Below are 19,514 nucleotides of genomic sequence, written 5' to 3' on the forward strand. Positions count from 1 at the left end.
ATAAATTTTCAAAAAGTCGTTGACGCAAATCCGAAAAACGCTTTTAATGCGCCCCGTTGCCCAGATAGCTCAGTCGGTAGAGCAGGGGATTGAAAATCCCCGTGTCGGCGGTTCGATTCCGTCTCTGGGCACCACTAATACCGAAAAGCCCCAAGCGAAGTGATTCCTTGGGGTTTTTTATTGCCTGCGATTTGGTGCTCGCCAGGTCGTCACCTTCGCCGGCCAGGCCGGCGCCTACCAGGGTTCATGGATGAAAAGGCTTGTGATGACGGCGCTTGCGCTGGTGTGCCTGAACGGTTGCGTCGGCTTCAAGTCCGCCTCGCCCCAGACCCGCGTCGAAAAGACCGACACCTACCGCCAGTTGCTCGGCCGTGATATCACCCCGCACATCACCCGCACCGAACGTTCCGAAGCCACCCGGGAATGGTGCGGCATCAGCCTGTGGCTGGTGGTGCTGCCCGTGCCGCTGAAGCTGCCGGTGTGCTCGACCTACACCGAAGCCGCGTTCGGCCACGACAGGTTCGGCGACGAGCGCGTGCTGATGTACACCACCCACAGCGTCGACAAGAACCCCTACCTCAATGCCTGCGGCCCGTTCATGTTCCTGGCGCCGATCATGCACGGCTATGAAGGCAATGCGCTGTGCGGGCGGCTGCCCTAGCGGCACGCCCCTGCTGCACGCGGCGACACAGGCTTGGGTTTGCCGAGGGAGTGAGGTTCAATAGCGCCACGCATCACCTTCTTTCAAGGATTACCCGCAATGGCTTCCAGCAGCAAACAGCAAAAACGCGCCAAGCGCGCCGCCAGCAAGGCCCGCGAGAACCGCATGGTACGCAGCGGCCAGGCGGTCAAGAGCAGCGGCGAGAGCGCCAGCGCCAGCGTCGAGCAGGTGTTCACCAAGGCCATGGAATCGGGCAGCTACACCGCGCTGTTCGAAAAGATGAAACAGGCCCAGGACACCGGCCTGGCCTCGATGATTGCCGTGTTCCTGGTCGACCCGCTGCTGGCCCTGGTGCTCAAGGGGCACAAGGAAGAACACTCCACCGACTACATCTGCAAGGTGTTCTGCGCCTACCGCCACTGGCTGGACGGCACCGAAGAGGCCCAAGCGATGCAGTGGCTGGAGAGCGACGAGTTCCAGGACGCCTATGTGCAGGCCTCGGAGATCGTCTCCAAGAAGAAGAAATTCGGTTGAGCAACGACCCGGGCTGCGCCGCAGCCCAGGGCCGGCAAAACCCCCGGATGCTGTGCAACCGGTCAAAAACGGCTTTCCAGCATCGGCCAAAACTAGCACCATCGCGCCTTTTTTCATCACGGCTACGGCCCGTGGAAATGGGGTGCGCGGTCATCCGCGCGACAGTCCGCTGCATCGATGCGACACCCACCTGCCCACAGGCCCTTCGCCCCGCCCGCCGTTGTTGGCTGTCGTTCGAGCGCTATGCTAGCGTTGCGCCTCGCCAGGAAGGCCGACAACAGCAGGCACGCACCAGAACTAAAGAGGACCGCACATGGCCCAGGCCACGCCCGCGCTGGAAATCCGCAACCTGCACAAGCGCTACGGCGCGCAGGAGATTCTCAAGGGCATTTCGCTGACCGCCCGCGACGGCGACGTGATTTCGATCCTGGGGTCGTCCGGTTCCGGCAAGTCCACCTTGCTGCGCTGCATCAACCTGCTGGAAAACCCCCACGAAGGCCAGATCCTGGTCGCCGGTGAAGAGCTCAGGCTCAAGGCCGGCAAGAACGGCGAACTGATCGCCGCCGACAACAGGCAGATCAACCGCCTGCGCAGCGAGATCGGCTTCGTGTTCCAGAACTTCAACCTGTGGCCGCACATGAGCGTGCTCGACAACATCATCGAGGCGCCGCGCCGGGTGCTCGGCCAGAGCAAGGCCGAGGCCATCGAGCACGCCGAGGCGCTGCTGGACAAGGTCGGCATCCACAACAAGCGCCACAGCTACCCGGCCGAACTCTCCGGCGGCCAGCAGCAGCGTGCCGCCATTGCGCGCACCCTGGCGATGAAGCCCAAGGTCATTCTGTTCGACGAGCCCACCTCGGCGCTGGACCCGGAAATGGTCCAGGAAGTGCTCAACGTGATCCGCGCGCTGGCCGAAGAAGGCCGTACCATGCTACTGGTTACCCATGAAATGAGCTTCGCCCGGCAGGTGTCCAGTGAAGTCATCTTCCTGCACCAGGGCCTGGTGGAAGAGCAAGGATCGCCGCAGCAGGTTTTCGAAAACCCGAACTCGGCGCGCTGTAAACAATTCATGTCCAGCAACCGCTAACGGAGCAACACGCATGCAGAACTACAAGAAATTCCTCCTGGCCGCTGCCGCCACCCTGGTGTTCTCGGCCAACGCCATGGCCGCCGAAAAGCTGAAAATGGGCATCGAAGCGGCCTACCCGCCCTTCAACAACAAGGATGCCAGCGGCCAGGTCGTAGGCTTCGACAAGGACATCGGCGACGCCCTGTGCGCCAAGATGAAGGTCGAATGCGAAGTGGTCACCTCCGACTGGGACGGCATCATCCCGGCTCTGAACGCCAAGAAATTCGACTTCCTGATCTCGTCGCTGTCGATCACCGACGAGCGCAAGCAGGCCGTCGACTTCACCGACCCGTACTACTCCAACAAGCAGCAGTTCATCGCCCCGAAAAACGTCGACTTCAAGACCGACCGCGCCTCGCTCAAGGGCAAGACCATCGGTACCCAGCGCGCCACCCAGGCCGCAACCTGGCTGGACGACAACGGCGGCATGGACGGCGACTTCAAGGTCAACCTGTACGACGGCCAGGAAAACGCCTACCTGGACCTGACCTCCGGCCGCCTGGACGCCATCCTGGCCGACAAGTACGCCAACTACGACTGGCTCAAGTCCGATGCCGGCAAGAACTACGAGTTCAAGGGCGACCCGGTCAACGAGAGCGACAAGGTCGGCATTGCCGTGCGCAAGGGTGACACCCAGCTGCGCGACAGGCTGAACGCCGCCCTCAAGGAAATCGTTGCCGACGGCACCTACAAGAAGATCAACGACAAGTACTTCCCTTTCAGCATCTATTGATTCGCCCGACCGGCACCGCCCCTGCGGCGGTGCCCGTCCCTGAACAAGCCTGCCCATGAATATTGATCTCTACGGATTCGGTCCGGCCCTGGCGGCTGGCACCCTGATGACCGTGCAACTGGCGCTGTCGGCCCTGTGCCTGGGGCTGGTGCTGGGGTTGCTCGGCGCCCTGGCCAAGACCTCGCCGTACAAGCCGCTGCAGTGGCTTGGCGGTTTCTACTCGACCCTGGTGCGCGGCGTGCCCGAGCTGCTGTGGGTGTTGCTGATCTACTTCGGCACCGTCAGCCTGATGAGCAAGCTGGGCGACCTCCTGAATATTCCCGGCCTTGAGCTGAGCGCCTTTGCTGCCGGCGTGATCGCTCTGGGCCTTTGCTTCGGTGCCTATGCCACCGAAGTGTTCCGTGGCGCGATCCTGGCCATCCCCAAGGGCCACCGCGAAGCGGGCCTGGCCCTGGGCCTGTCCAAGGCGCGGATCTTCTCGCGGCTGATCCTGCCGCAGATGTGGCGCATCGCCCTGCCCGGCCTGGGCAACCTGTTCATGATCCTGATGAAGGACACCGCGCTGGTATCGGTGATCGGCCTTGAAGAGATCATGCGCCACTCGCAGGTGGCCGTGACCGTCACCAAGCAGCCGTTCACCTTCTACATGGTGGCGGCAATCATCTACCTGGGCCTGACCATCCTTGCGATGATCGGCATGCACTTCCTGGAAAAACGCGCCGCACGCGGCTTCGCGAGGGCCAACCAATGAACTGGGAAGTGATCATCAAGTGGCTGCCACGCCTGGCCCAGGGCGCGACCCTGACCCTGGAGCTGGTGGCCATCGCGGTCATCGCCGGGCTGATCCTGGCCATCCCGCTGGGCATCGCCCGCTCCTCGCGCCACTGGTATGTGCGCGCGCTGCCGTATGGCTACATCTTCTTCTTCCGTGGCACGCCGCTGCTGGTGCAGCTGTTTCTGGTGTACTACGGCATGGCGCAGTTCGAGATCGTGCGCAACAGCGCCCTGTGGCCGTACCTGCGCGATCCGTTCTGGTGCACCGTGCTGACCATGACCCTGCACACCGCCGCCTACATCGCCGAGATCCTGCGGGGCGCGCTGCAGGCCATCCCGCGCGGGGAGATCGAGGCGGCGCGGGCGCTGGGCATGTCCCGGGCCAAGGCGCTGTTCTACATCATGCTGCCGCGCGCGGCGCGCATCGGCCTGCCGGCCTACAGCAACGAAGTGATCCTGATGCTCAAGGCCAGCGCCCTGGCCAGCACCGTGACCCTGCTGGAACTGACCGGCATGGCACGCACGATCATCGCGCGCACCTACCTGCCGGTGGAGATCTTCTTTGCCGCCGGCCTGTTCTACCTGCTGATCTCGTTCCTGCTGGTGCAGGGCTTCAAGGTGCTCGAGCGCTGGTTGCGGGTCGATGCCTGCCAGGGCCGCTGAGGTACTGCAGGGCGAGCCACTGCATAGCCGCTTCCAGGCCCTTAACAGCTTTTTGCTGGAGCACCAGGGCCTGTGGCGGCCGCGGCCGTTTACCCAGCTGCACCTGCCGTGGGAGCGCGAGCACCCCGCCCTGAGCCACTGGCTGCGCCAGCGGCCGCTGAGCGAGGCCGACACCCCGCCTGAACATGCCCCCGCGCCTTATCCACAGCTGGCCGCCCAGTGCCAGGCGCTGTCGGCGGTGGGCGAGTTATCCACAATCGAGCTGGCCCCTGCCAACCCGCGCCTAAACGTGGACGTGCCAGGGCGCAAATGGCAGCAGATCGAGGCCTTTGCCGGGCGCCTTGATTTTGCCCGCCAGCCCACGCACTGGCTGGACTGGTGTGCGGGCAAGGGGCACCTGGGCCGGCGCCTGCTGGGCCCGGCGCAGCAACTGACCTGCCTGGAACACGACCCCGCGCTGGTGTTGGCCGGCGAACAGCTCAGCCAGCACCATCACCTGCCTGCGGAGCATCGCCTGCAGGACGTGATGGCCGCCGATGCTGCTACCCAGCTGGGCAGCCAGCACACCGCCGTTGCGCTGCATGCCTGCGGCGACCTGCACGTGCGCCTGATGCAACTGGCCAGCGCTGGCGGCTGCCGTCAGCTGGCGATTGCGCCGTGCTGCTACAACCGTATCAGCGCAGCCCACTACCAAGCGTTATCCACAGCCGCTCAAGCTTCGACGTTGAGCCTGTCGGTCGACGACCTGGGCCTGCCGCTGAGCGAAACCGTCACCGCCGGCAACCGCGTGCGCCGCCAGCGTGACGCGTCGATGGCGCGGCGCCTGGGCTTCGACCTGCTGCAACGCGAGGTTCGCGGCTGCGACAGCTACCTGCCCACCCCTTCGCTGCCCAGCCACTGGCTGCACAAGCCCTTCGCCCAGTACTGCCAGGACCTGGCCGAACTCAAGGGGCTGCAGGTGACGGGTGCGCCCGATTGGGCGGCACTGGAACAGGCTGGCTGGGCGCGACTGGCCCGGGTGCGCAACCTTGAACAGGTGCGCAACCTGTTCCGCCGCCCGCTGGAGCTGTGGCTGGTGTTGGATCGCGCACTGTACCTGGGCGAACAGGGCTTCGAGGTGCGCCTGGGCAGCTTCTGCCCCTACCCTCTCACGCCTCGGAATCTGATGCTTTTGGCAGAGCGCGGTTGACGTGCAAACCTGTGGATAAGTCTGTGCGCAACATTTTGATGAATCGCTGAAAAAGCCGCCCGACAAGGGCTGGCGACAGCTGGTCATTTTTTGTTCATCTTCTAAACCTGAGCAAAAACAGCCATTTGCGCAAAGACGAACGGGCTGGCCACTGGCGATGCACTACGCGCCGAGTTGGCATGCAGCTTGTGCATAAGCATTTTCGCGAATGGCTCTAAGGGCTGCGATCAGGCCAGTTTCAGCAGGCCCATGCCGCCCAGCAGAAGCAGCAGGCCAAGCCAGCCGCGGCCGGCCAGGCGCTGGCCGAACAGGGCCCAGCCCATGGCCACGGTGGCAAGAATGCCGAAGCCGCCCCAGATGGCGTAGGCCATCGACAGGGGGATGTCCTTGACCGCCTGGGCCAGCGCCGTGAAGGCAGCCAGCACGCAGACGATCGACGCCGCCGCGACCCAGCGCTTGCGCAGGCCGTCGGAGTACTTGAGCAGCAGGTTGGCGAGCACTTCGAGCACGATGGCCAGTGCCAGCCAGGCAAAGGGGATCACTTGCAGGCTCAGCATGGCAGGGCCTCCCCGGTGGTTTCACGGCGGGCGCTGCGGGTACCGGACTTGATCAGCAGGATACCCGCGATCATCACGCCCAGGCCCAGGGCCTTGAGCAGGCCGATGCTTTCACCCAGCCAGGTGACGCTGACCACGGTGATCAGCACGATGCCGATGCCTTCCCACAGGGCGTAGGCCACACCCAGCGGCACGCGCTTCACGGCGAGCGCGAGGAAGCCGTAGGACAGGCCGATCATGGCGTACATGAGGGCGTGACCGAGAATCGGCGAATGATCGGCGGCGAATTTCATCGACGTGGTACCGATCACTTCGGCCACGATGGCGATGAACAGATAGATCCAGGAACGCATGGTGCCCTCCCATGGGCATTACGAAAAACGCGAGGGGCTGACGGGGGCGTCAGCGAAAAAGCCGGGGTTTGGGAGGGTGGCGCTAGAGGTCGCCGGTCCAGTGACGTTCACGGGAAACCAGGCGGGAGGTGAGGAGCGGCAACGCTTGAGTGTTCAACATAATGCACAACAAATTAGCTGAGGGCATTGTGGAAGTCAAATCGATAGAGAATGGCTAATGAATTTTGCTGCGGATTATTCGTTATTTGGTGAAAGCCCCTGAAAGGTGGCTGCAAGGCCCGTAAATTATAATTCCCAAATCCGGCGTAGCCTGTAAGGCCCAATCGCGGGTCAAGCCCGCTTGTGTCTTGAGGAGGGGTTAGAATCTGAAGTGAGAGCGGTGAATGGCAAGCTGATAGCCCGAGGTGCCCTGAGCACGCGTGGGAGCACAAGCTGCCATTCACCGTTCTACTTTGGCGAGAGCCCGAACAGTTGGATGAGGGCCAAATCTCGAATCACAAGCGTGGGCCAAGCCAAAGTACTCTCACACCTTGAGTCTAAGAGGGTTTGGCCATGTCTTCCTCTGTCGGTATCGATGTTTCCAGTGCCACGCTCGCCGTTCACATCCGCCCCGAGGATATTAGTTTCAATGTTTCCAATGACTTGAGTGGATTTAAGCAGCTCGTCGAAAAACTTGGCGAGTACCAGGTTTCAGCCATTTTGCTTGAAGCAACCGGCGGTTATGAATGCAGCGCCCTTCGGGCACTGCAAGATGCCGGTTTCCCGGCCTTCCGAATCAACCCCAATCGCGCCCGGGATTTCGCCAAGTCCATGGGCAAGCGTGCCAAGACCGACCCTATCGATGCAGCTGTGCTTGCCCATTTCGCCGAGGTGCTGCCGCCTCAACGTTGCGTAGCGATGACCCCTGAGCGAGCTTTGCTACGTGAACTGCTGATCCAGCGGGATCGTTTCGTCCAGCAACGTGACGATGACAAGCGCCGACTGAAGCAAGCGCAAACGGCATGTGTTTTGGCGAGTCTGGAGCGCCATATCAACTATTTGAAGGCCGAGATCAAAGCGCTTGAGCAAGAAATTGCCAAGCAGGCGGAGGAACTGCATGACGACCGCGTAGCGCAGCTCATGCAGGTCAAAGGTATCGGCCTGGTCACAGCCGCCAAACTGGTGGCCTTGCTACCGGAACTGGGTCAGGTGAGTCGCCAGGAGATCGCGGCTCTAGTGGGTGTCGCGCCGTTTAACGAAGATAGTGGCAAACACTCTGGCAAACGTTCGATCTGGGGAGGGCGGACACGAATCAGGCGGGCGCTGTACATGGCGTGCTGGGTCGTCATCCGGCACAACAAGGACTTCACTGAGCGTTATACCGCTATGAGGGCCCAGGGAAAGCTAGCGAAGGTAGCGGTAGTGGCATGCATGAGAGTCCTGATCGTCCGTTTGAATGCGATGCTCAAGGCCGGTACGCCGTGGCAGGAGCAGATCGCTCAACCGTAGGAGCCAGCTTTGCTGGCGATGCCCGGCTACGCCGGGCCAGGGGCGCTAAGCACCCCATCGACGGCAGAGCCGGCTCCTACAAAAAGACAGTTGCTCCCACAAGGTTGGCGGCGATCCCTGTGGGAGCGGGCCTGACCCGCGAAGGCCGCAACGCTGACCCCGCCCCCCCTGCGAGTCAAATCGCCACACCATCTCATCTCACATCAATTAATTATTGTACTGCAATAATTTTTGCTCAATAATCCGCCCCGTTCAAACCCGACCAAGGAAAAACCATGAACAGCAAAACAGTGGCCTACGCACGCTCGCGTCTGCGTGCAATCGGTGCCTTTGCGGCGTTGCTGGCGTGGGGTACGGCGCTGGCCGAATTTGGCTGCAATGCCTGGTTCTGGCTTTTCGACCGGCACGACGTGCTGGCCGCCTACCTGCAAAGCTTCGCCGACCAGATGCCCCTGCTGGTGGCGCCGGGCTTCCAGCCCAGCGTCCTGGCCCAGGCACTGGTCATCACCCTGGACATGATCCCGGCCAGCCTGTCTGTACTGGCCCTGTACCTCACCGGCCTGTTCTTCATCCGCCTGTCACGCGGGCAGACGTGGACGGCCTCCAACATCAAGCTGCTGTGGTGGGTGGGCCTGCTGTGCATCGGCCTGCCGTTGCTGTGGCCGGTGATCGCCACCTTGCAGGGCCTGGCCTTCTGCATCGACCTGCCGCCAGGCGAAAGGAGCTTCAGCGTGGGGATCGGTGTATCATCCGCGGCGGTTTACGAGATCATGAAGGGCATATTGCTGTGTGCCTTCTCCCTCCTCATGCGTGACGCCAAGACCATCAGCGATGAACACAACTGTTATGTCTAGCCTAGCCCCATGCCGATAATCATCAGGCTCGACGTCGTGATGGCCCGGAACAAGATCCGTTCCAAAGACCTGGCCGAGATTATTGGCATTACCGAAGCTAACTTATCGTTGCTGAAGAACGGCAAGATCAAGGGTTTCAAGATCGAGACCCTGGAGAAGCTGTGTCGCGCGCTGAAGTGCCAGCCGGGAGACCTGCTGGAGTTCAGCGAGGACTGAACAAGGAACACCCTCTCGTGAGCATCACCTTTCACTGGCGCGCAGCGCTGCTGCTGGCCGCCGGCCTGCTGGGCGGCTGTGGGCCGAGCTACACCTATCGCTATTCGCCACCGCCAAGCCAGCACGGCATGCAGTGCATCAGCGCGTGCTCGCAGCAGCGCAACTACTGCGGGCAACTGGCACGCATGCAGGACAACGCCAACCAGGCCCTGTATCAGTCCGAGATGCGCAGTTACCAGTACTGCCAGCAGGGCAAGAGCAAGAAGGATGCGCGGCGCAGTTGCTACTACCCGAGCTACCCCTACAGCGCGGGGCTGTCGAGTGATTGCGGGCGCGAGTACGACCAGTGCTACCAGGGTTGTGGCGGCACGATTCACCGGATATTGAACAAGGACTGACGGCTTGCGGGCCGCATGATGCAATCGGGAAAACACACATGACCATGAACACCTTCAACACCATCGCCCTGGTGGCCTTTGCCCTGCTGCTGGGTGGCTGTGCCGGTGGGCACGCCAGCCGCGGCGACAGCCTTGCGGGCTGGGACATGCCGCAGATGCAGGTGCTGGGCGACAACGGCCTGCCGGCGCAGCCGCATCGCTACGTGAAATGCGGCAAGCGTGGCTGCCATGAACAGAAGCCGATGCTGTTCGACCCGGCCAAGGCCGAACCGACGGCCGAAAGCCTGCATCGCGGGTGGTAGTAGAAGGGCTGCAGGCCACGTGAAACGCGGCCTGCAGCCAGATTGAACGGAAGTAGTTTACAGAACCAAACCGATCGCTATAATAGCGCCCCTATGCCGGTATAGCTCAGTTGGTAGAGCAACTGACTTGTAATCAGTAGGTCCCGGGTTCGACTCCTGGTGCCGGCACCATTCAAGGTTCCATAGAAAGCTTTCAAAATCTCTGGAACCCCCAAAAAACCCGCCTTCTGGCGGGTTTTTTCGTTTTGGCGTTCCGTCGGATTCCGAGGGTAGCCAGCGCTAATAAGGGTAGTTTTAAGGATAGAGGTCCGTTTCGATATCGGAGGCTACCCTTATGGCCCGCACCACTGCCCCGCTTACCGTTACCGCCTGTCGCACGGCAAAGCCCAGAGAGCGCGAGTACAAGCTCTTCGACGGCGACGGTCTTTACCTGCTTGTGCAACCCAACGGCCGCAAAGGCTGGCGGCTCAGGTACGTGAAACCCGATGGCCGCGAAGGCCTGACCGCTCTTGGCAGCTATCCGGTGGTCGGGCTTGGCGACGCACGCCGCAAGCGCTTCGAGATCAAGCAGCAGCTCGCCAACGGCATTGACCCTATCCAGTCCAAGCAGCAGGCCAAGGTGCAGGCCGTAATCAATGGCCGTACCTTCGAAAGCGTTGCGCTCGATTGGTATGCCGGGATGGTGCCGAAATGGGCGCCGGGCCACGCCAAGACTGTACTCAGCCGGTTGAAGACTCATGTATTCCCTTTGCTCGGTGCCAGGGCAATCGTTGAGTTGGACACCCACGACCTCATGCAGCCACTGGAAGCCGTGACGAAGCGCGGCACCATCGACGTGGCGCTCAGGATCAAGAACTACCTGCAAAGCATCATGCGCGAAGCCAAACGGCTGCGGCTGATCACGACGAACCCAGCCCACGACCTCGATGGCTCAATCAGAGCACCACGGGTTACACATCGACCCGCACTACCCTTATCGCGGCTGCCAGAGCTACAGGCGCGCATCGACGACTACAAAGGTCGCCCACTCACACGCCTTACCGTGATGCTGTCGCTGCACGTCTTCGTACGCTCCAGCGAGCTACGCTTCGCCCGCTGGAACGAGTTCGACCTCAATCGCGGCATCTGGGAGATCCCCGACACTCGCCCGGCGCTCGACGGCGTACCGTTTTCCACAAGGGGTACGAAAATGGCCGGAGACATTCACGTTGTACCCTTATCGCCGCAGGCAGTGGCATTGCTTGAGCAGATCCACGCGATCACCGGCAAGTTCGAGCTGGTGTTCGCGGGAGATGCCAAACCATGGAAACCGATGTCCGAGAACACGGTGAATGCCGCGCTCAGGACCATGGGCTACGACACCAAGGTGGATATCTGCGGCCACGGGTTCCGTGCCATGGCGTGCAGTGCGCTGGTTGAGTCCGGGCTGTGGTCAGAGATAGCGATCGAGCGCCAGATGAGCCACAAGGAACGCAACAACGTGCGAGCCGCTTATACCCACAAGGCCGAGTTCCTCGAAGAGCGCCGGATGATCATGACCTGGTGGAGTCGGTTTCTGGAGGCGAACCGCGAGGACCATATGACGCCGCATGAGTTTGCCAAGCAGACGGGCGAGAACGTCACGCGCCTCCGCAGTGCCAAGAGGACTGAGTAACTCGCCGCACCACCGCATCAAGCTCGCTGTGAAGTTACCCACAGCACCGCATGAAGCTCCTCCGCGCGGGTCCTTTCAAACGGGGCTGCAAAGCCGCTCCGTTTGAAAGGACCATACCTAAGAAAAAAACTGCTGGCACAGCTTACGTCTGTGGAAAACCACTGATGTCCACCGGGGGATAATTTTATCCACAGGTGCTAACCCCTTGAAATCGCTTTGCTTGACGAACATTGTCCACAAGCGTAGACCGGTTGATGGATGCCAACTCAATATCGTTGCCCCTGCGGCAACCACCCTACCCATCTGCTCAGCAGGAACCTATCCGCTTGGCCATTTCGCGTGCGCCAACCTGCGCCCGTCTCTTTCTCCTGGAAAGAGACGGGCGCGTCTAACACTGCTGCAGCCCTCATCGCATTTGGCTTTGCGGCAACTTCACTCGTGACAATCGGCGTGACAAACGCCGATGTCACCAGCAACAGCGATGTAGATGATGGTGCCGCAGATCAAGGAATGGACTGCACCTGACTGACAGTCAGGCATGCCTCGGTCATCGCATTGCTGCGTTCACCCGACTCAGGATCTCGCGGCACTGGTCTCGTCAGCCAATGCAGCCTCCACCCGCCCACCGGTAACGGTGCTCAGGAGGCTAGATCATGAGATGCCCTCGCTCCCAGTCGTAAGGAGCCGCAGTCCCGCGTAGAGGACATTCCCCACAGGTCGCAGGGGCCTTGATCCCTGATAACACTCAGCATTCTTGGCGGGATGACGTGGGGCGAGGATCGGAGAACGGCAGATGAGGTGACCGACATGGCATTGGTAGGTAGACGCGATGGCCGCAATTTCGGTTACGGCAGGCAGTTAAGTTACGCAGGGCTGCAAGCGCTGAAAGACATGTTCGGCGGCGGTCATTACGGCACGGTCAAAGCGCACTGTGATCGGTGGCAGGCATTCGTCAAATGGTGCCGCTCCGAACAGGGGCCCGGCATCAATGATGCGCGACAGATTGATCGTAAGGTGTTGGCTGACTACGCGGCGTATCTGCGCAACATGGTTGGGCCTGGTGACCTCGCCGTCAGTACCGCACAAAACCGGCTATCCAGCGTTAACAGGACCATGGCGGCGCTTCGCGGTGATCAGTGCGTGAAATTGCCCAGTCCGAGCAAGGCGCTGGGTATGCAGCGCACCGGGGTTCGACATTCAGTGCCGCAGGGCCAGGACCGCGAACAGGTTAAGCAGATCGTCGATGCGCTTTGCAACCAACATGAACTACGGGCCGCCGCGATTGTTTTGTTGGCGCGAGCCACCGGCATGCGCTTGCGTGAGGCCATCTTGGCTGACCTGCCACGGCTGAGCCGTGAGGCTAAAGAGCTAGACAGAATCAACATTCAGGATGGCACCAAAGGCGGCCGCAGCGGCTCCTCCGCCCCCCGCTGGATTGCGGTGGACGACAACGTTCGAAGTGCACTTGGGTTTGCATGGCAGGTGTCGCCTGCGAATAGCCACAACCTGATTGCACCACACGAAAGCTACCTCAATCTTCTACAACAAATCATCCGCCCAGCGCGGGACGTCCTGCATGCACACAAGCTCAAAGGCTTCCATGAGCTACGAGCGGCGTATGCATGTGAACGCTATGTACAAATTACCCAACACCCCGCGCCTATTAACGGCGGCCAATGTTGCCTGGTAGATAAGCCCCTTGATCGTGAGGCCCGAAGGCAGATCAGCTATGAGCTTGGGCACGGTCGGATCGACGTGGTCGCGGCCTACATTGGAGGACGGACATGAGCAAGCCATTCGACATGGAGCTGTTCTTGTCTGGAGTGCTGACCGGCTCACACGCAAACCGGCGACGCCATGTACGGCAGGCGAAAATCATCCAGGCTGAGATTGCAGAGCGGTGGCAACGAGAGACGCCATGGTCTTGGCAAAGAAAGCACTTGGCTTGGTTTATCAAGCATCGCCCAGTCCGGAGCAGCGAGGCATCGCGGTACTACTACTTGCTGACGGTACGGCTACTCGCTCGTCGACTAGAAAAATCATGTGTTCGACGTCTGAGGAAAAATCTGAACTCAGTAGCCAATATCGAGCGTTAAAGGCGAAAAGCCGCCTACGTCAACGGTTTGTTCAAACTGGGTTGTGGCCTAGGTCTCCAATGAGGATAATCACAGATCGCGACGAGTAAAGCAGGCGGATGATCTGAATAGCTGGGTTAATCACCCGGCGAGAGGGTAAGGCTGCCGGCACCGGAGCGGGCACAAAAAGCTCTTTATTTTCCGAGCGCAAATCAGCAGCGGACCGCACATGCCTCGAACTCTCGCCTATGAGCGTGACAATGCTCTCAACGCTATCTGCCCATACTTCACGATGTTCCCGCTCGAGTATCCACTCGAGGTACTCGAGCAGTACCGTGAGGCAAACCCGGTAGTGATGGACCCGTTTTGCGGTCGCGGAACAACGCTGTTTGCTGCGCGCAAGCTGGGGCTGTCCGCCCGCGGTATTGATAGCTCTCCGATTGCAATCGCTATCGCCCGTGCGAAGCTAGCCGCAGTCTACACCACTAAAGCGTTGGCGTTAGCTAAGCGCTACATTAAAGAGTACGACTCATCCACAGTACCAGATAGCAGCTTCTTTAAAACTGCATTTCACCCCAACGTCCTTCGAAGGGTTTGTGCGATACGCGAAGGGCTACTTCGAGTGGGGCGTGACACTGATACGACAGTTATCCTGCGCGCCGCGATGCTTGGTTGCCTGCATGGCCCGATGAGCAAAACGCCAGAACGGCACTCTTATTTTTCGAATCAAATGCCGCGCACATTTTCCTCCAAGCCGGATTACTCTGTGCGCTATTGGGAGGAAAACGGGCTAGTGGCGCCAGAGCTAGATGTTCTAAAGGTGTTGCAGCGTAAGCTTACGCGCCTTGAAAGCACCCACTTGCCTAAGACAGGAGTATTGAAAGATGTGCGTAAGGGAGACTCTCGAATAGCGGCCTCGCTGCCGCCATCTTGTCGAGACTTTTCCGTTGTCGTCACATCGCCGCCGTACTACGGCATGCGTACTTATGTCGAGGATCAGTGGCTAAGGAACTGGTTTCTGGGAGGTCCGGATCACGTTGCCTATGGTAATAGCGAACAGCTTCAGCACGCAGGGATCGATTCATTCGCAGAGTCTCTTGGCAGAGTTTGGAAAAACATGGCTAGGACGAAAGCTGAAGACTTGGATATGCATATCCGTTTCGGAATCATTCCATCTTCAAAGGTCGATGCGAAAGCTTTAATCCGCGCGTCTTTAGAGGCGTCTGGTGTACATTGGGACGAGGTCTCAGTGCGTAGTGCAAAGACTGCTGCATCTGGAAAACGCCAAGCCGACCACATGGCTGCGGGCTCAGCTGCGGCCAAAGAATATGACTTCCATGTAAGAAGAAGCTAGGGAGAGAATATGGCTACTGCAGGAGGCTCCATCCAGTTAAAGGTATCGAAGAGTACCTTGTCGATGTTCCTTCGAACCAAATGCGATAAGGAGCTGTTCCTATCGTTGCACGACAAGAAGGCAATGGCGGCTGCAGGCCTTCCTGAGCCAATCAAACGGCCTGGCATTGGCACCCTGGCTGTGCATGGAAAAGACTTCGAAATTGGCAGAAACGATCAGCTCGTACGCCTTTTCGGCGGCATAGTGCAGTACTCAAAAAATGCCAACCAGTACGGGACCGTCGATCTACAGTCGATACTGACTGCAGTGACGTCTGCACCCCAGCTCATCTTGCAAGGACACTTTTCGATTGGAGCACAGCAGTCAACCGTGCTTTCAACGATAGGAGTGGATGCGGCAGATATTTCGCAAATCCCCCCCATAACCGACTTCGTACCTGATATTTTTTACATTCGGGAAGCAAAGGCGGGAGACCAAGAAGTTCTGCCCAACGGGACCCGTGGCCCAATAAATGAGCTGGTTGAGCCAAGGAAAGCCGTTTGCGTTTTCGACGTTAAGCATACCTCCGAGTCAAACCCGAGTTACTGCTCGGAGATTGCGATGTATGCAGTGATGCTAGCAAATTGGCTACAAGCCCGACCGCAGCTCGCCTGCCGATTTTTTGTAAGTCTCGACGCGAGACTATGGACACGGCACAACCAAGTTAACAGTAGTCTCGACAAAGCTGAGGCACAAGCTGGTACTACCCAGCAGGCGTTACTTGATGCGTTGATAGCAGACTCGGAAGATGCTCAGCTTCGCTTCTACCTTCCGACGATCCGTAGCTTCTTCAATGATGTAGCTCGGGTTGTGCGCATGGGCAAAACACCTGGGCAGGGCTGGCAGGCTCTAGACTGGCACATTTCAGGCAGTTGCAGCGCATGTGACTGGCTGGGCGACAGGCGTCACATGGGCCAGGCCCATCGAAACGTCGTAGACGTAAACCCTGGGCACTACTGCATGCCTCTAGCAGAGTCTACAGGTCACCTTTGCTTAGTTCCGGGTATTACGCGAGGAGCCAAAAAAGTTCTCCATCAGAATACCGTAGCTGACACCGCAGCGCTTGCTGGCGCATTGGGCCATCCTGCCTTGCAATTACACACTCTCTTGAAAAAAGAGGCTAAGGCTTTTCCCGCACGGTCGGCAGCCATCAACTCCGGCAATGTTTCCAGAGACACCACAGGTGCCATTGCTTCGTTGGTCCGTGCCGCAAACATTTTGCTCTACGCGAGCATCAACTTTGACTCCAGCTCAGGATTCTTAACAGGGCTCGCGCTCAGCGGTGTTGCAACCACCTTCACAGCTGGCCAGTCACCACGCCGATTCCGACCGGTCCCCTTCATTGTTGACGATAAGTCATTATTAGCGGAATGGGTCGCACTGGAAGGATTCCTGACCCAAATTGCCACGTGGATTGAAACTGCCGAGCAAATGAAGGGGGGGACGTCTATTACAGGACAAATCCACTTCTGGGAACAGCGGCAGTTCCAAGAGCTTTGCAACGCTATGGGAAGGCATTTACCTCGAGTCCTTGCGTTGTCTGCCCGACGGGCAAAAGCGCTTGCATGGGTTTTCGCGGGCGATGAAATGCTTGAGCGCGCCGACTCGGTTGAAGCGGCAACCATTGTAACTGTCGAGGACATTGTTAGACGGCTGGTCTTCGCGCCAAGCCGACATGTCATCACATTGTTCGATACTGTCGAACGCTACCGACGCAGCCAATACTCGCCTGCAATCACGGATTCCTACTACCGTGAATATCTGAGCAACGGTATTCCACGTGAGCGAATCTACGAACTATGGGCGCACACCCCGCAGGTGAAGCGTGGTGCTACTACCATTCCCCGAAATACTCTCATCGCCCAGTACTCAGACGCGTTGGAGCGACAGTCATCTGCTCTAGAAAGTGTATGCGAGAAGCTACGTGAGGACTATCGCGGCCAGTTTCGAGCTAAGGAGGCACGCATTCCTGTCTCGGTCCCTCGCGGGGCCTCGAGTGTAGCCTTTGACGCCAAGCTTTGGCTGTGGTGGGACGATCTGGATTTCAACACTTCGCAACTCGACGCTCATATCGGGCTTTCGATGGATGGCGAGAGGCGAGAGGCAATATATGAAGCCATCGTTCTACATACTGGTACGCACTTCAGCGGTAATCTCTACCAGTTCAGCGTCGCCCCAAGCTCGTCTGAGGCAAAGTTTAAAGAGGACTCGAGGCTGACTATTGGCAAGATAGGCACGCCGGGAATGCCACTGCAACGGGTGGGTAGCATTGTTGATTCTAGTGCACCTCCGTTTCATGGTACGCCAGAGGTGCTACAAATGCCTATTTGGTCTGCAGTAGAGGCTCGCCTAGTTGCATTCGATCGTGTGCGTCTTACCGCACAAGTTGAAATTATTTGTCGTAGGGACGCCAGCCTCGTGCCGTACCTAATGCAGCACAGTTGCTTCTCGCTTTTGAACGACATATTCCTCGTCGAAGCCAAAAAGCCAAAAATGTTTAACTGGGCAGAATTTAGCCAGCCAATTCTTCAGGCCATTGGTAACCCTCGTATCGCGACACCGGATCCCAACGCAGTGCGAGCGATCGGCGTAGCGCCCCCTGCCCGTCGCACATACGATACAGAATCCCCTGCAGCGAGAGTTCTCTGGGCTCCTGGAGTCCTTCAGCAGCAAGTTGTTTTGACGGGAGCTACTGCTGGTGCACTCGCCAACGCCGTTCAGACCTCTCACTCTCTGAACAATTCACAACGCGACGCAATTGTGCATGCCTTGGAAAGGCAGCTAACTGTTATCTGGGGACCACCTGGCACAGGTAAGACAAATACTCTTGCTGCGATGCTCCACGCCATGACAGTGCAGGCAGTTACATCTAGTACGCCTTTGCGAATTCTAGTAACAGGGCCAACTTACAAGGCGGTTGAAGAGGTAATGCACCGCGCTGCTAAGTTCTTGTCTCAAGACCCTATCGCAAGATGCGCGATGTTCGTTGGTTATTCAAAAGGGAGGGCGCTGGGATCTGCGCCTCAAGGTATTGGTTCACACATTACCTATGACAGCATGGTGTTTGAGGTAGGCAACGCTGAGTGGCAAAATTGCATCCAGCTTCTTGCAGGTGGTTCAGGGGTGACTATCGTCGGCTGTCAGGTTATGCAGAGCCGTCAGTTCGCAAAAGCACTTGGCGCAAGCCCGCTTCATCCAGTGTTTGATGTAGTAGTCGTAGATGAAAGCTCCCAAGTTCCTGTGCCTAAGGCGCTTGCGGCATTCAGCGGACTGCGAGACGATGCGCGGGTGATAATAGCCGGGGATCATTTGCAAATGCCCCCAATCTCCTCAATCGAGGCACCTAAAGATGCTGCTTACTTGGTTGGGAGCATTCAGACTTATTTGCTAGATCGTCCTTTTGCGGTTCGCGTGCAAAAATGCGTGTTGGATACCAACTATCGTTCTGCCGACCACATCGTAGACTTTGCTCGCACCATCGGCTATCCGCAGAGTCTTACAGCCGCCTACGGCAACTGCCGTCTTCATATGATACAGCCACCCGCCTTACGCCCTGACTACTGGCCTGGCTTTCCATGGGCACAGGTATTCGACCGCGTACTGCATGCTGATACAAGAGTCGCCACCGTTTTGCACGATGATGATATCTCATCGCAAGGAAACAGGTACGAGGCACAAATTGTGGCTAACTTGGTTCGTGGCCTGAGACACTCAGTAAGCGGTGCGCTCGACAATTGGGGCCTGCATCCCCAATCCCACTTCACACCGAGCGCTCTAGAGTTCTGGTCTGAGTGCGTGGGCATCGTGACCCCCCACCGCGCGCAGCGGGCTTTGGTGGTACAGGCATTAACTGAGATATGGCCCACTGAGGCGGACCATATTTCGGATGCGGTCGACACCGTTGAACGGTTCCAAGGGGGGGAGCGTCATACCATCATAGTGACCTTCGGCGTCGCAGATGTTGACGTCATTAGCGGAGAAGAAACGTTCTTAATGCAGTTAGAGCGCACCAACGTCGCGATCTCCCGCGCGATGGCAAAGTGTATCGTCGTCATGCCACGAGCACTTGCTGCTCATGTGCCAGAGGACAAGCGAGCGCTTGAAACAGCCTTTGCTATCAAGGATTTTGTGGAGGATTTTTGCAATCAGCGAGTAGACGACATGTTGCAATCTCCCTTGGGCAACCGCAGCGTCCAGATCCGCTACAGATCCTGATTCCTGGCTATTGGCTAGGGCGTTAGCTTTCATTCATGAGCAACCGTCCCTAGCCGATACCGACCACAACCCCAAACATGGCTACCCAGTCAGCAACGCGGCTGAAGAAATCCAAAGAGCAACTGGGATACTTTTAGAGATAGCCTGAATAGTAAACGAACATAATTTCCATACTAATTAATTACTTGCGTGACCATTCGACTCCTTATGCCGCACCATCACAAGGTTGCAGAGAGAATTTTCAGTGTTTCTGGAACCACGAAAAACCCGCCTTTTTGCGGGTTCTTTCGTGTTAATCGTACTTAGTGTGCAGCGGCCCCTTCCTA

19 protein-coding genes and 2 tRNA genes are annotated in these 19,514 nt (G+C 58.7%); 19 read left to right on the forward strand and 2 right to left on the reverse strand.

Features of this window, described 5'->3' with window-relative positions:
- Positions 1-58 precede the first annotated feature (58 nt).
- The 8 genes from V9K84_RS20380 to V9K84_RS20415 all read left to right on the forward strand — a co-directional run bounded on the left by V9K84_RS20380 (position 59) and on the right by V9K84_RS20415 (position 5,683).
- Positions 59-134: transfer RNA gene (locus V9K84_RS20380), tRNA-Phe, on the forward strand.
- A gap of 116 nt (positions 135-250) precedes the next feature.
- Positions 251-661, forward strand: coding sequence for a hypothetical protein (locus tag V9K84_RS20385; RefSeq protein ID WP_054915790.1), 411 nt, complete (start codon positions 251-253; stop codon positions 659-661).
- 99 nt (positions 662-760) lie between these two features.
- Positions 761-1,195 carry a hypothetical protein gene (locus tag V9K84_RS20390; RefSeq protein ID WP_088514665.1) on the forward strand — a complete coding sequence of 145 codons (435 nt, stop codon included), beginning with the start codon at positions 761-763 and terminating at the stop codon, positions 1,193-1,195.
- 313 nt (positions 1,196-1,508) lie between these two features.
- The gene (locus tag V9K84_RS20395; protein WP_088514664.1) at positions 1,509-2,282 is read left to right on the forward strand and encodes an ABC transporter ATP-binding protein; all 774 of its coding nucleotides are present in this window, start codon (positions 1,509-1,511) and stop codon (positions 2,280-2,282) included.
- A 13-nt stretch (positions 2,283-2,295) separates the two neighbouring features.
- The gene (locus V9K84_RS20400; RefSeq protein WP_043862218.1) at positions 2,296-3,057 is read left to right on the forward strand and encodes an ABC transporter substrate-binding protein; all 762 of its coding nucleotides are present in this window, start codon (positions 2,296-2,298) and stop codon (positions 3,055-3,057) included.
- A 55-nt stretch (positions 3,058-3,112) separates the two neighbouring features.
- Positions 3,113-3,808 carry an ABC transporter permease gene (locus tag V9K84_RS20405; RefSeq protein ID WP_043862219.1) on the forward strand — a complete coding sequence of 232 codons (696 nt, stop codon included), beginning with the start codon at positions 3,113-3,115 and terminating at the stop codon, positions 3,806-3,808.
- Positions 3,805-4,494: an ABC transporter permease gene (locus V9K84_RS20410; protein ID WP_043862220.1), complete on the forward strand. Its 690-nt coding sequence runs from the start codon at positions 3,805-3,807 to the stop codon at positions 4,492-4,494. Before V9K84_RS20405 ends, V9K84_RS20410 begins: the two co-directional genes overlap by 4 nt.
- On the forward strand, positions 4,475-5,683 hold the full coding sequence (locus tag V9K84_RS20415) for a methyltransferase (protein WP_088514663.1): 1,209 nt from the start codon (positions 4,475-4,477) through the stop codon (positions 5,681-5,683). The genes V9K84_RS20410 and V9K84_RS20415 overlap by 20 nt, the downstream gene beginning before the upstream one ends.
- 227 nt (positions 5,684-5,910) lie before the next feature.
- Here V9K84_RS20415 and mdtI read toward each other — a convergent pair whose 3' ends face one another.
- The gene (gene mdtI, locus V9K84_RS20420; RefSeq protein WP_043862222.1) at positions 5,911-6,240 is read right to left on the reverse strand and encodes a multidrug/spermidine efflux SMR transporter subunit MdtI; all 330 of its coding nucleotides are present in this window, start codon (positions 6,238-6,240) and stop codon (positions 5,911-5,913) included.
- Positions 6,234-6,593 carry a multidrug/spermidine efflux SMR transporter subunit MdtJ gene (locus V9K84_RS20425; RefSeq protein WP_043862223.1) on the reverse strand — a complete coding sequence of 120 codons (360 nt, stop codon included), beginning with the start codon at positions 6,591-6,593 and terminating at the stop codon, positions 6,234-6,236. The genes mdtI and V9K84_RS20425 overlap by 7 nt, the downstream gene beginning before the upstream one ends.
- A gap of 552 nt (positions 6,594-7,145) precedes the next feature.
- Here V9K84_RS20425 and V9K84_RS20430 point away from each other — a divergent pair.
- The 11 genes from V9K84_RS20430 to V9K84_RS20480 all read left to right on the forward strand — a co-directional run bounded on the left by V9K84_RS20430 (position 7,146) and on the right by V9K84_RS20480 (position 19,188).
- Positions 7,146-8,081, forward strand: a complete 936-nt coding sequence (locus tag V9K84_RS20430; protein ID WP_338792262.1) for a transposase — start codon at positions 7,146-7,148, stop codon at positions 8,079-8,081.
- A 275-nt stretch (positions 8,082-8,356) separates the two neighbouring features.
- Complete coding sequence (locus V9K84_RS20435; protein WP_043862224.1) at positions 8,357-8,935, forward strand: hypothetical protein; 579 nt, start codon at positions 8,357-8,359, stop codon at positions 8,933-8,935.
- A 9-nt stretch (positions 8,936-8,944) separates the two neighbouring features.
- Positions 8,945-9,151, forward strand: coding sequence for a helix-turn-helix transcriptional regulator (locus tag V9K84_RS20440; RefSeq protein ID WP_043862225.1), 207 nt, complete (start codon positions 8,945-8,947; stop codon positions 9,149-9,151).
- A gap of 17 nt (positions 9,152-9,168) precedes the next feature.
- A complete protein-coding gene (locus V9K84_RS20445; protein WP_043862226.1) occupies positions 9,169-9,549 on the forward strand; it encodes a hypothetical protein in 381 nt (126 codons plus the stop codon).
- Between the two features lie 38 nt (positions 9,550-9,587).
- Positions 9,588-9,851, forward strand: a complete 264-nt coding sequence (locus V9K84_RS20450) for a hypothetical protein (protein ID WP_054915796.1) — start codon at positions 9,588-9,590, stop codon at positions 9,849-9,851.
- A gap of 95 nt (positions 9,852-9,946) precedes the next feature.
- Positions 9,947-10,022, forward strand: a tRNA-Thr gene (locus tag V9K84_RS20455).
- A gap of 163 nt (positions 10,023-10,185) precedes the next feature.
- A complete protein-coding gene (locus V9K84_RS20460; RefSeq protein ID WP_088514139.1) occupies positions 10,186-11,505 on the forward strand; it encodes an integrase arm-type DNA-binding domain-containing protein in 1,320 nt (439 codons plus the stop codon).
- An 807-nt stretch (positions 11,506-12,312) separates the two neighbouring features.
- Positions 12,313-13,293 carry an integrase domain-containing protein gene (locus tag V9K84_RS20465; protein ID WP_088514142.1) on the forward strand — a complete coding sequence of 327 codons (981 nt, stop codon included), beginning with the start codon at positions 12,313-12,315 and terminating at the stop codon, positions 13,291-13,293.
- Complete coding sequence (locus V9K84_RS20470; protein ID WP_088514138.1) at positions 13,290-13,601, forward strand: hypothetical protein; 312 nt, start codon at positions 13,290-13,292, stop codon at positions 13,599-13,601. Before V9K84_RS20465 ends, V9K84_RS20470 begins: the two co-directional genes overlap by 4 nt.
- A 208-nt stretch (positions 13,602-13,809) precedes the next feature.
- Positions 13,810-14,934, forward strand: coding sequence for a DNA methyltransferase (locus tag V9K84_RS20475; protein ID WP_088514137.1), 1,125 nt, complete (start codon positions 13,810-13,812; stop codon positions 14,932-14,934).
- 9 nt (positions 14,935-14,943) lie between these two features.
- A complete protein-coding gene (locus V9K84_RS20480; protein WP_088514136.1) occupies positions 14,944-19,188 on the forward strand; it encodes an AAA domain-containing protein in 4,245 nt (1,414 codons plus the stop codon).
- The last annotated feature ends 326 nt before the right edge of the window (positions 19,189-19,514 follow it).

Source organism: Pseudomonas sp. AE27, assembly GCF_037113495.1.
Taxonomy (GTDB): Bacteria; Pseudomonadota; Gammaproteobacteria; order Pseudomonadales; family Pseudomonadaceae; genus Aquipseudomonas; species Aquipseudomonas palmensis.